This is a genomic window from Janthinobacterium sp. BCJ23, assembly GCF_059617945.1.
On record NZ_JCAQAW010000002.1, the window covers coordinates 1,089,713 to 1,102,540 of the forward strand.

7 protein-coding genes are annotated in these 12,828 nt (G+C 64.7%); 4 read left to right on the plus strand and 3 right to left on the minus strand.

Features of this window, described 5'->3' with window-relative positions:
* Positions 1–209 precede the first annotated feature (209 nt).
* Positions 210–2,903, plus strand: a complete 2,694-nt coding sequence (locus AC54AG_RS10945) for a M1 family metallopeptidase (protein ID WP_496630312.1) — start codon at positions 210–212, stop codon at positions 2,901–2,903.
* 546 nt (positions 2,904–3,449) lie between these two features.
* The gene (locus AC54AG_RS10950) at positions 3,450–4,178 is read left to right on the plus strand and encodes a YceI family protein (protein ID WP_496630313.1); all 729 of its coding nucleotides are present in this window, start codon (positions 3,450–3,452) and stop codon (positions 4,176–4,178) included.
* Here AC54AG_RS10950 and AC54AG_RS10955 read toward each other — a convergent pair.
* The gene (locus AC54AG_RS10955) at positions 4,141–4,770 is read right to left on the minus strand and encodes a LysE family translocator (protein ID WP_070302025.1); all 630 of its coding nucleotides are present in this window, start codon (positions 4,768–4,770) and stop codon (positions 4,141–4,143) included. The genes AC54AG_RS10950 and AC54AG_RS10955 overlap by 38 nt on opposite strands.
* Positions 4,771–4,925: 155 nt before the next feature.
* On the opposite strand from AC54AG_RS10955, the gene AC54AG_RS10960 reads away from it, so the two are divergent.
* The gene (locus AC54AG_RS10960) at positions 4,926–7,817 is read left to right on the plus strand and encodes a hybrid sensor histidine kinase/response regulator (protein WP_496630314.1); all 2,892 of its coding nucleotides are present in this window, start codon (positions 4,926–4,928) and stop codon (positions 7,815–7,817) included.
* Here AC54AG_RS10960 and AC54AG_RS10965 read toward each other — a convergent pair.
* Both AC54AG_RS10965 and AC54AG_RS10970 read right to left on the minus strand, forming a co-directional pair.
* Positions 7,802–8,713 carry an alpha/beta hydrolase gene (locus tag AC54AG_RS10965; protein WP_496630315.1) on the minus strand — a complete coding sequence of 304 codons (912 nt, stop codon included), beginning with the start codon at positions 8,711–8,713 and terminating at the stop codon, positions 7,802–7,804. The genes AC54AG_RS10960 and AC54AG_RS10965 overlap by 16 nt on opposite strands.
* Positions 8,714–8,715: 2 nt before the next feature.
* Complete coding sequence (locus AC54AG_RS10970) at positions 8,716–11,853, minus strand: NAD(P)-binding protein (RefSeq protein WP_496630316.1); 3,138 nt, start codon at positions 11,851–11,853, stop codon at positions 8,716–8,718.
* Positions 11,854–12,041: 188 nt separating this feature from the next.
* Here AC54AG_RS10970 and AC54AG_RS10975 point away from each other — a divergent pair, with 188 nt between their 5' ends.
* Positions 12,042–12,590, plus strand: coding sequence for a phosphohydrolase (locus AC54AG_RS10975; protein ID WP_051991807.1), 549 nt, complete (start codon positions 12,042–12,044; stop codon positions 12,588–12,590).
* The last annotated feature ends 238 nt before the right edge of the window (positions 12,591–12,828 follow it).

Genomic DNA, 12,828 nt, shown 5'->3' on the forward strand with positions numbered 1-12,828 from the left:
GACAGGTCTGCGGCTGCATGGTCAGGCGTCCATCATACCAGCGCACCGCCATGGTGCGGCGCCCCTGGCGCGTTGACTTTGCCCCCGTTTCGCCTTAGATTGCTGTACGGGAACGCTGGCCGCCAGTTCCAGCGATGTCCCCCACACGTCATCAACGCCCGCAGCCCATCCGGCTGGCGGGCGTTTTATCCATGAAACTAGGGCATACCATGCATCGCACACCGACTCCGCGCTTCCGCCGCAGCCAACTGGCCGCCGCCGTCCTGGCACTGGCTTCCATCACCGCCGCCCATGCGGGCCACGCCGCACCCGCCAGCAGATACGCCTCGGCCAGCCACGCCGCTACGACCACCACGCAGTTGCCGCGCGGCGTCACGCCTTTGCACTATGCGCTGTCGATCACGCCGGACGCCGCCGCCTCCACCTTCAAGGGCGCAGCCGCCATCAAGGTCGCCGTCGACGCGCCGACCGCCAGCATCACCTTCAACGCCTTGAACCTGGAGTTTGCCGCTGCCGCCATCGAAGGCGCGGGCGGCGGCAAGCAGGTGACGCGCAAGATCGATTTCGATGCGGACAAGCAGACGGCCACCGTGCATTTCGCCCAGCCGCTGGCCAAGGGCGAGTACCTGTTGCGCATCGACTACAGCGGCAAGATCGGCACGCAGGCCACGGGCCTGTTCTCGCTCGACTACGACACGCCGCAGGGCCGCCAGCGCGCGCTGTACACGCAGTTCGAAAATTCCGACGCGCGCAGCATGCTGCCGTCATGGGATGAACCGGACTACAAGGCCACCTTCGCGCTGGACGTGATCGTCCCGAGCAGCCAGATGGCCGTCGGTAACATGCCGGTCGCCAGCAGCGAGGACCTGGGCAATGGCACCAAGCACGTGCGCTTCGCTACCACACCGCGCATGTCGACCTACCTGCTGTTCTTCGGCCTGGGCGACTTCGAGCGGGCCACGGCCATGAGCGACGGCACGGAAATAGGCGTCATCACGAAGAAGGGCGCGCTGGCGCAAAGCCGCTTCGCGCTCGACGAGTCGGCCGCCCTGCTGCGCGAATACAACGATTATTTCGGCGTGCGCTACCCGCTGCCCAAGCTCGACAACATCGCCGCGCCGGGCCGCAGCCAGTTCTTCGGCGCCATGGAAAACTGGGGCGCCGTGTTCACTTTTGAGTATGGCCTGCTGCTCGACCCGGCCATCTCGACCCAGGCCGACAAGGAAAACATCTACACCACCCTGTCGCATGAAATGGCGCACCAGTGGTTCGGCGACCTCGTCACCATGCGCTGGTGGGACGACCTGTGGCTCAACGAAGGTTTCGCCTCGTGGATGGAAGGCCGCACCACGGAGCGTTTGCACCCTGAATGGAACACGGCCCTGTCCAGCGTCGGCGGGCGCGAGTCGGCCATGAGCCAGGATGCGCTGCGCACCACGCACCCCGTGGTGCAGCGCATCGCCACCGTGGAGCAGGCCAGCCAGGCGTTCGACGGCATCACCTATCAAAAAGGCGAAGCCGTGATCCGCATGCTCGAAGCGTATGTGGGCGCCGATACGTGGCGCACGGCCGTGCGCAACTACATGCGCAAGCATGCGTATGGCAATACCGTATCCGACGACCTGTGGCGCGAAGTCGATGCGGCCGCGGGCAAGCCTGTCAGCGCCATCGCCCATGATTTCACCCTGCAGCCGGGCGTGCCAATGATCACGGTGGGCGAGGCCTTATGCAAAAACGGCAATACGCGCGTGCGCTTGACGCAGACGGAATTTTCCAAGGACCAGCCGAATAAGAGACCGCTGTCGTGGAAAGTGCCCGTGATCGCGTCGACGGTCGGCAACGGCAAGCTGGCCAAGGTGGTGCTCAAGGATGGCAAGGCCACCCTGAACGTGCCCGGCTGCGGCGCCCTGCTCGTGAACGCGGGCCAGAGCGGCTACTACCGTACCGTGTACGCGCCGGCCAACACGCGCGCGCTGGCGGGCAGCTTTGCGCGCCTGGCGCCGATCGACCAGCTGGGCTTGCTGGCGGACAGCCAGTCGCTGGGCCTGGCCGGTGCGCAAAACCTGGCCGACTTCCTGGAACTGGTGAAGGCGACGCCGCTGTCGGCCGATCCGCAGGTGCTGGGCAAGGTAGCCGCTTCCCTGGGCAGCCTGTACGAACAGTATGCCGGTGATGCCGTTCGCCAGCAGGCTTTCGGCCGCTTCGCCGTGGCGCGCCTGGCGCCGATGATGGCGCAGACGGGCTGGGAAGCGCGCGCGGGTGAAGCATCGAGCGTGGCGACCTTGCGCGGACACCTGATCGCCATCCTCGGCGACATGGGCGAACCGGGCGTGATCGCGGAAGCGCGCCGCCGTTACGCGGCCAACGAACAAGATCCCGCCGCCATGCCCGCGCCATTGCGCCGTACCATCCTGGGCGTGGTGGCGCAGCATGCGGACGCCGCCACCTGGGAGCAGCTGCACGCCAAGGCGCGGCAGGAAAAGACGCCGCTGGTCAAGAATCAGCTGTACGACTTGCTGGCATCGAGCGACGATCCCGCACTGGCGCAGCGCGCATTGGCGCTGGCACTGACGGATGAACCGGGCGTGACGAACAGCCCTGCCATGATCTCGCGCGTGTCGCGCTCGCATCCGGAACTGGCCTTCGACTTCGCGCTGGCGCACCTGGAGCAAGTCAATGCGCGCATCGACGCCAGCTCGCGCAGCCGCTATTTCCCGCGTCTGGCCGCCGGTTCGGCTCAGCCGGACATGATCGCCAAGCTGGAAGCGTACGCGCAAGCGAACCTGCCGGCCAGCGCGCGCGGCGACGCCGACAGCTCGGTGGCCGGTATCAAGTACCGCATCAAGGTGCGCGCCGAGCGCCTGCCGGCAGTCGATGCGTGGCTGGCGAAACAGGCGGGCTAAGTAATTGGCATCCCGACCCTGGTGCCGGGAACTGATGAAAACGCAGGCAAAAAAAACCGGCTTCGCAAAGTGCGGTAGCCGGTTGAAACGCTGTTTCAGAGCGCAGGGATAAAACGGGAAAACACATGAAAAAGTGGAAATCGTGCCGGTCATTGAGGTGTCCGGCAACCTTGCGCTTGGGGTTTCCGTGCGCCATGTATCCACTATGCCAGCCCTTCGTTGAAACAGGCTTAGGACTTCATTAAATCCCCGCCCGTTTCCCGCATTTCCCCTGCCCCGCCCTGCAATCATTACTATAAAACAAGTTTTACATGTCTGGTGCCGATGGTTGAGCTCACCGGCTAAGCTGTTGAGTCATGCCTGCATCCTATCGCTCCCGGAGCGTAGTGATCTGCGCATCGCATGCTGTGTGCCAACAAAAGCATCATAACAGCGTCATATGACCGCCATATGACCTAGCTCTAACATTGCACGCGCGCCGCCACGCGGATCGCGTACTATTCCCCCATCGCCCATCGCCCTTGTTCCATCTATTCCATCTGCCCCATGCCCAGCCAGAATCTTCGCACCGTTTTCCTGCTTGCCTGCGCCTTGCTGGCGTCCTGCACGCCCCTGCCGCCCGCGCCTGCCCCGGCTTCCGCGCCGGCTACTCCTGCCGCCATGCCCGCGCCCGCGTGGCAGCGGCAGGGCGTGCAGCTGCTGCACATCGCGCCCGACGATTCCCTGCTGACCATCACCGTGCGCCGTGGCGGTGCGCTGGCGCGGCTCGGGCATGACCACGTGGTGGCCAGCCGCAGCCTGCAGGGCGTCGTAGCGCCCGCGCTGGGGCGCGCGCAGTTCCGCTTCCGGCTCGACGAAATGAGCGTGGATGAAGAAAGCCTGCGCCAGGCGGCCGGTTTGACGACGACGCCGTCGGCCGACGCCATCGCCGGCACGCGCCACAATATGCTGGTGCGCGTGCTCGAGGCGGAACGCTATCCGTGGGTCAGCATCGCCGTCCGGCGCACGGACGACAAGCAGGTGTTCGATGCCGACATCACCCTGCATGGCGTGACGCGCACGGTGCAGCTGCCGGTGCGGGTCGAGCAAGCGGCCGATGGACGCCGCCTGCAGGCCAGCGGCAGCCTGCTGCTGAAACAGAGCGACTTCGGCATCGTGCCGTTCGCCGTCCTGGGCGGCGCCATGGCCGTGCAGGATCAGATGGAATTGGCGTTCCGCATTACCGCCCGGCAAGACGTCAGCGGGCCAGGATCAATCGCAAGCCCAGGCCGATGAAGATGGTGCCGGCCACCCGGTCCAGCCACAGGCCGGCGCGCGGGCGGCGGTTCAGCCACAGGCCGACGGCGCCGGAAAAATAGCCGAGCAGGCCGAACAGCACGCACGCCTGCGCCGTGAAGACCAGGCCCAGCTGCGCCGTCTGCCAGCTGGCGTTGCCTTGGCCAGCGACGATGAACTGCGGCAGGAACGACAGGAAAAACAGCACGACTTTCGGATTGATACTGTTGGCAAACAGTCCCTTGCCGAACAGGCGCAGCAAGGATTCGTCGGGCAAGGCCGCCGCACCATCGACTCTGGCGCCGCCACGGCTGCGCAAGGCGCCGATGCCCAGCCACACGAGATACAGCCCGCCGGCCACTTTGAGCGCCGTAAATGCCATGGGCGAGGCGGCCAGCAGGGCCGACACGCCGATGGTCGCCAGCACCGTGTGCGTGAGGCAGCCAAGGGCGCAACCGAGGCCGAACGCCATGCCCTGGCGGCGTCCGCGCGACATGCCCACGCCCAGCACCATCAGGTTGTCGGGGCCGGGGCTGGCGGTGATCAAGACGGCGGCGGCCAGGAAGGCCAGGAACTGGTCGGGACTGAGCATGAATATCTCGCGGGCAAAGGCGCCATGATACCGGAGCGGGCGCCAGGCAGACAGGACATGAAATTGCCCGTGTGTCACCGAGAGTCGATTAAAATGGGCACTCCAATGCAAACGGCGTTGCCGCCATTTCCGCGCGACCATCACCAAGCCCATCGATGCCAGCCCACCCGCCCCCTCCCTGCCACCGCGCTTCCAGCTACCGCGTCTGCGCCTGGCTATGCGGCTGGCCGCTCCTGCTCAGCCTGCTGTTCAGCCTGCTGGGCATGGCGGGCGCGGCGCAGGCGACTCCCATTCCCCTGGGCAAGCAAGGCATCCACCATTTGGGCATAGGTGGGCAACTATTTCTCGCCGACAACGAAGCCGCACCGGCCGATGCGGCCGCCCTGCCCGCCTGGCTGGCGCGCCAGCGTCCGGCCGGCCAGGTCGACCTGTTCGGCGGCGCCTACTGGCTGCATGCGCAGGTGCGCAACGACAGCGCTGAAACCGCCTGGGTCATCGACCCGAACGACACCCTGATCGACCTGGTGGACGTGCACGTGTATGGCCCCGGGCAGCACATGGCGCCGCAGACCTTGCTGACGGGCTACCAGCGGCCGCACGAGTATTTATTGCACTACGGCGGGAACGTGCAGCTGGCGCCCGGTGCCACGTATGACATCCTGATCCGCTTTTCCAGCCCGTATTACGCGCGCGCGCCCATGTTCGGCGTGAAGACGCAGCGCGATTACCGCAAGCTGGTGGGCAAGGAAAACTTCCTGATGGTGGCATCCATCGGCGCCCTGCTGGCGCTGGGCCTGTTCAATTTCTTCATTTTTTCCATCACCCTGGAAAAAGCCTCGGCCTATTACACGCTGTACGTGCTGACGTACGGCCTGGCCTGGGCCATGACTTTCCACGTGTTTGCCGACCTGTTCGACTGGCATCAGTTGCAGCTCCATTACGTGCCGTTTTTCCTGCTGCCCGTCTTCAGCACGCTGTTCTACATGCATTTCCTGCGCCTGCGCGACTACTCGCCCCGGCTGCACAGCATCAGCAAGATCAACCTGGTGCTGCCCTTGCTGCTGCTGCCGAGCTGCTTCTTCGCCCTGTCGTATGCGCATACCCTGGCCACCATCGCCATCAGCATCTGGATGCTGCTGGCGCTCATCTGCGGCATCGTCGTCTGGCGGCGCGGCTACCAGCCGGCGCGCTTCTTCGTGCTGGCCTTCGTCGCCCTGATGCTGCCCGGCTTTCTGATCCTGCCGGCCAACCTGGGCCTGATGCCGGCCATGGTGGCCAACGCCCAGCTGGTGACCCTGCTCGGCGGCACGCTCGACGGTTTGCTGCTGGCCTTTGCCCTGGCCGACCAGATCCGATTGCTGCGCAATAACCTGGAACAGCGCGTGCAGGAACGCACCCTGGCGCTCACCCTCAGCAACGACGCCCTGCTGAAGGCCAAGGAGCACGCGGAAGTGGTCAGCCGCCACCGCATCGATTTTCTGTCGGCCATGAGCCACGACATCCGCACGCCGCTGGCCGGCGTGATCGGCATGCTGAAATTCGCGCTGCGCGACCAGTCCGTGCGCGGGCGCACGCAGGAATACCTGCGCATCGGCTTGCACAACGGCGTGTCGCTATTGACCATCCTCAACGATATCCTCGATTTCTCGAAGATCGACGCGGGCAAGCTGACCCTGGAAACCGTGGACTTCGACTTGCTGGCGCTGATCGGCGACGCGGCCGGCATCGTGCAGGGCCAGGCCGACGCCAAAAGCCTGCTGCTGCGCCGCGAACTGGCGCTGGACCTGCCGCGCTACGTACGCGCCGACCCCACGCGGCTGCGGCAAATCCTCATCAACCTGCTGGGGAACGCGCTGAAATTCACGGCCAATGGCGAAGTGCTGCTGGAAGTGCGGCGCGCCCGTACGCCGCCACGCCAGGACGGCCGCAACGCCATTGAATTCATCATCAGCGATACGGGTCCCGGCATCGACGCGGACACCTTGCCGCGTTTGTTCCAGAAATTCGAGCAGGCCGACCATTCCACCACGCGCCGCTACGGCGGCACGGGCCTGGGCCTGGCCATCTGCAAGGAACTGGTCGAACTGATGAAAGGCACGATCGGCGTGGAAAGCCGGGTCGGCATCGGTTCGCGCTTCCATTTCACCTTGCCGCTGGAAGACGGCAGCGCGCCGGCGGCCGACGCGCGCCGGCCGGCACGCCACGCGCGCCACGCCTGCCGCCTGCGCATCCTGTGCGCCGAAGACGTGCGCACCAACCAGATCATCATCGGCACCCTGCTCGAAAGCATGGGGCATGAGGTGACCATCGTGGAAAACGGCGAGCAGGCGCTGCGCGCGCTGGGATCCGGCACCTACGATTGCGTGCTGATGGATGGCCGCATGCCGGAGATGGATGGCGAACAGGCCGCGCGCCTGATCCGCGCCGGCGGCAACGCGCAATTCCCCATTGCCGACGCGCAGATTCCCATCCTGGCGCTGACGGCCAACGCCAGCGAACATGACCGGCAGCGCTACCTGGCGTCCGGCATGGACGACTTCCTCAGCAAACCCGTCGACGAAGCGCTGCTGTTCGAAAAAATCGACGCCATCATCGACCTGCTGCTGGCGCGCGGCCACGCGCTGCCGCCTGCCGTACCCACCGAAGACGATACCCTGGCGCGCCAGTTCGGCCTGGACGGCGCCGACGACCAGTCACCCGCGCCGGCCGATCCCATGACGGCACCCGTACACATCCTGCCGCTGGCAGGCCTGTCGCAACAGCACCTGCAGCGCATCGCGCAAGCGTTCCTGACGGAAGCGCCTCGGCGCCTGGACCTCGCTTGCCACGCCGTGCGCGATGGTAACGCCAGCGCGGCCGCTGCCGCCTTCCACGCCCTGAAAGGCAGCGCCGGCTACCTGAGCCGGCCCACCCTGCACGGCCTGTGCCACCAGATGGAAACCCTGGCCTCGAACGGCCAGCTCGATAACGTGGAACAGTTTTTGCCGCAGCTGCGGACGGCGCTGGACGTGGCGCGGCGGGACCTGGAAAATCAGCCGGGCGCTTGAGGCATCCAGCCATGCGCCCGCAGCCACGCCAGCAACAGCTGCGGCCACGCGGCCGGCTCGCTGCCCGGCTTGCCCAATCCCCAGCCATGCCCTCCGCTCTGGAACTGATGCAGTTCGACGGACACGCCCGCGCGGCGCAGGGCGGCGGCCATCAATGTACTGTTATCGGACGGTGAAATCGGGTCATCGAGCGCCTGCGCGATGAAGGTGGGCGGCGTGCGCGCATCGACGTGCAATTCCACCGATAGCGCGTCGCGCGCCGCCCGCGTGGGATGGGCGCCCAGCAGCTGTTTCTTCGCATGCGTCGTGTCGAATGGCCGCTGCATGGTCAGCACCGGGTACAGCAGCACGGCAAAGTCGGGCCGCGCGGAGACGCCATCCATCGCATCGACAGGCGCATAGCGGGCGGCATCGGGCTGCACGGCCGTCATGCCGGCCAGGTGCGCGCCGGCGGAAAACCCCAGCATGCCGATGCGCGCCGGGTCGATGCCCCACTCGGCCGCGTGCGCCCGGATCACGCGCATGGCGCGCTGGCCATCCTGGAATGGCGCGGCTACCCCGCCGCCTTCCTGCGGCAGGCGGTACACGAGTTCAAACGCCATGACACCCTGCGTTTGCAGCCAGCTGGCGGCGGGGCCGCTCTCCTTGCCCGCCTCGATATGCGCATAACCGCCGCCACTGACCAGGAGAATGGCGATACCGTTCGGCTGCGCCGGGCGGTGCGCGATCAGATACGGTTGCTCGACCTGCGTGATGGAGCCCTTGGCGCTGTCGCGCTGCGGCCCCGGCGCCGCGCCACCAGGCGGGGCGCCGGGCCACAGCACAATGGCACCGGGCGGCGCGGCGCCCACGTGCAGGTGGAACAGAACCAGACACGACAGCATCAGGCGCCGCATGCCTAGAAATCCTTCTCGCCCTGGATCACGGCCGGATAGCCCGTCATGGCACGCGAGGTCTGCATGCCGGCCATCACGGCCGCCTCGACGCAGCCAGCGTTGAGGCCCGTCTTGATCCAGTCGCCCGTGAGGAACAGGTTGCTGAAGCCTGACTGGTCGGTGGCCAGCCGGTACTGCGTGCTGCCCACCACCGACATCACGTAGCGCTCGGACGGGTCGACGTTGGCACGCCAGTACTGGCTGTCGAAGCGCGCCGGTCCCATACTCTCCTTCGCATCGACCAGCCATTGCCACGGGAACGCGCCCGGCGCGCCCGCCTCGGACCACAGCGCGCCGATCTCGCTCTCGAGCTGGTGCAGCGCGCCCTGCTTCGCCCTGGCCGCGCAGCGGGCGGGAAAATCCGTGTCGGTGACGGGCGGGTAGCTGTCGACGGGGAAGGCGCTGCAAAAATACGAGACGTTTTTCGGCTCCAGCCCGACCGGCCAGTCTTCGTGCGCCAAGAGTTGGTCCATCGGCGCCCACGTGTCGTACGGCTCCGTAAAAGCCGACAGCACCGGCTGCTGGTCTTTCGGCTGCGTGGTCCAGCCCATCTGCGCCAGATTCTTGTTGAGCCACACCTGGTAAGCCTGCGTGGCCACGGTTTTCACCTTGTCGGCCGCCAGCTGCAAGGCCGGGCTTTGCGCCAGCAACTGCGGGCACAGGGCCTGCAGCGAACCGATGGAAATGCCGAACACCACCTTGTCGAAATCGACGCCCTTCTTCAATACCGTGGCGGGCAGCGCGCGGCCGAACGCTTGCTGGTACTGCTGCGGCCAGGCGCTCCAGTACGACTCCAGGTTGACTTCCTGCGCCTGCAGCAGCGCCGCCTGGGCCGGTTCGATCTGCGCGTAATCGGGCGCGCTGGGCCAGCAGGCGAGGCCCTTGACGTCTACCAGCGGCGCGTAGCCGGCGGCCGGGTCCTTCAATTGCACCTGCTGCGTGATGCGGATGCTGTCGATGTCGCCCGCGCCCGGTACCAGTTCTTCCACGCGCTGGAAGAATTTAAATTCCACGCCCCTTTTCTTCAGCACCTCGTACATCGGCGTAAAGATGGTGTCGCCCATGCCGGCCTGCATCTTGAACATGATGCCGCCCTTGTAGGCCAGGCCGATGCGCGCCATCGAGCGCAAGAGCGTCCCCGCCTCGATGTTCGGCTTGGAAAAGTCGCCGCCCTCGTAGGCAAACACCAGATCGTAAAAGCCGCGCACGGGCGCCGAATTGATGCTGAACTGCTCGTCGCCGCCATGCTTGCGCAGCCAGGCACGGAAATCGATGTCGTTGATGACGTCAAAGCCGTTCTTGAACACGCCATCCTCGAACATGCCTTTCATGACCGTGATGCCCAGGTCCAGGCAAGTGAACAACCGGCGCAATTCATCGTCGCCATCGATCAGGGCGCGGTAGCGCAGGCGCAGCCACGCGCGGATGCCGTTCAGGGTGCTGGCCAGCAGTTGGTGACGGGCCTGGTCGTGGCGCGTGGAATCGGGCGCCAAGTCGGCCACCAGCGCCACCAGCGCGCCGACGGACAAGCCCACGTCGAGGCCCAGTTCATCAGCCTGCCCCACCACTTCATCGGCCAGGCGGCGCAGCCAGCCCGGCCACACGCCTTCGCCTTGCGATGCGCTGGCGCGCACGATGCGCGCGTCGGCATCGGCCACTTGCCGGATCTGGCGTATCCACTGCTCGATCCAGCCCACCATGGCGATGGCCATCTGCCACAGCGTGATGTCTTCACCGCCCTCGCCCGGCTCGCCCGGCAAGGTGGGAAAGACGATGGACCAGTTGCGCCACTGCCCCTTGACGTCTTCCGACAGTGCCACGTAATCGTGCTGTTTAAAGGCGTCGCGCCAGGTGGCCAGCGGCGCGCCGGGCGGACGCTCCAGGCTCGCATACGCTTCCTTGATCATCTTGAAAGCGTTCGCGTAGAAGCCGAACCAGATATGCAGGCCGTGTTCCTCGATGCGCTGGCCCGCTTGCGCATTGCGCCCGCTGGCGCCCTTGCCGCCCAGGCGCCAGCCCAGCTGGTAGACGGTGATCGTGTGCCGGTTTTGCCAGCCCGGCTGGTTCGTCAAGTAATACGCGGTGGTCATGGCCGCCACGCCGCCGCCGAGGATGGCGATCTTTTCCGGCGCGATGCGGGAATTGTCGACCAGCTCCTCGCCCGGCATGGCCGTGAAATCGAAGTTCACATTGAAGGGCAAAATCGCCGTTTGCGGTCCCAGCTGCAAGCCCAGGGTCTGGTCCAGAGGGAAGCTGTCGAACGCATGCAAGGTGCATTCGTATTCATAACCGAGCAGGCGCGCGCTGTGCAGGCGGTTGATCTCGGCCGGCGCGGCCACGAGGGCCTGGTACACGGCTTTCACCCCCGCGCTGTCGGGGAATTGCTTGAGGAAAATCTGGTCGATGCGCGGATTGCGCAGCAAGGACAGAATATCGGCCCAGCCGGCCCGATCCATGTCGAAGAAATCGGGAATGGAGAGGAAAATCTGGAACGCCTGCTCGATGAGTTCCAGGAAACTGTTGACGGGCTTGTGCGGCCCCGTCTGCACGGTTGCGTTGACTTCCAGCAACGGGTGCAGCGCCAGTTTCGTTTCCGGTGAGAAATGCTGGAAGCCCTTGGCGGCGACGGAACAGCGCAGCGGCTCGCTGCCGGCGGCGGGAATCTCGTATTCGCACAGATATTTCGGATAGCCGAACAGTTCGCGCCCGTTGATCAGGGCCATCGCATCATCGACGAAAATATGGCACGGGTACCAATAGATATGCGCAAGCTTGCCTGCCGCATCCATCTGGCCGACCATGATCCAGGTGACGATATCGACTTCCGTGATCCAGCCCTTGGCCTGGTCGACGGGGTTGGCGGAATCCGCATGGTTGACGCGCGTAAACGTCAGCATCACATACGGCGACAGGGCTTTCAGGGTCATCTTGCTGCCCGCCACCTGGTTCAAGGTGGTATTCACGGTGGCCTGCAGCTTGGCCAGGTCGCCCTTGACGAAATAGCCATACATTTCCGACTGTTTCAATTGCAGCGGCGAGTGCATCATCACCGAACCGCCCTGATAGATATACGAAGGTCTTGCCGAAGGTTGCGCCGTCATTGCCCTGCCCCTGTGAAGTTTCAGAAAAACAAGATTGCTACAGTGTATTTCAGAAAGAGCATTGCATGATATGAAATAAATTAAAGGATTTGCCAAGATGCATAGCTTGGACTTGCGCACGGCAGCCGGGGCAAGCCCATGCCATCGGGTGTACGATAAAGCCTCTTGAGCGTTCCGAGCACCATGCCATGGCAATGATTACCACCGACTACGTTTCCACTTATTCCGGCAACCGTTTTTATCCCTTGCGCCCGCATATCGACAAGGTCGCCATCGAGGACATCGCCCACGGCCTCGCCTACCAGTGCCGCTTCAATGGACAGACGCAGGTGTTTTACTCGGTCGCCCAGCACAGCCTGATCGTCGCCGAACTGGTGCCGCCACCCCTGCGCCTGGCCGCCCTGCTGCACGACGCGGCCGAAGCCTATCTGGGCGACATGGTGAAGCCCTTGAAAGTATTGCTGCCGGAGTTTGCCGTGCTGGAAGACAAGGTCAGCGCCATCATCGCCGCCACGTATGGGCTGGATTTCTCCGATTACGCGCCCATCAAGCGGGCCGACCTGATCGCGCTGGCCACGGAAAAGCGCGACCTGATGCCACACTCCGCCGAGCGCTGGGCTTACCTTGACGGCATCGCCCCCTTGCCCGGTATAATCGAAGCCATGGGTCCGGCCGAAGCGAAGCAGCGCTTCCTGCATGCTTTCGCCCAACTGAGCGGGCTTGGACTTGCCGCATGAATGCTACGACCCTGCCTCACGAACGGGCGCTAAGCCCCGGTTTTTGCACGGCTTTTTTAGATATCCACAGCAACTGTGGATAAAGTTGTTGATAAGCCCCTCTTGACAAGCCGCAACACCAGTATTGATGCGGGTTTCAACAATTTGCTGATTTCACAGGCAATTTTTTACCCCAATGAAATCAATGACTTGCAATCACGATTTTGCGCTGGAGCAAAGTTACTTCACCACCATGAAA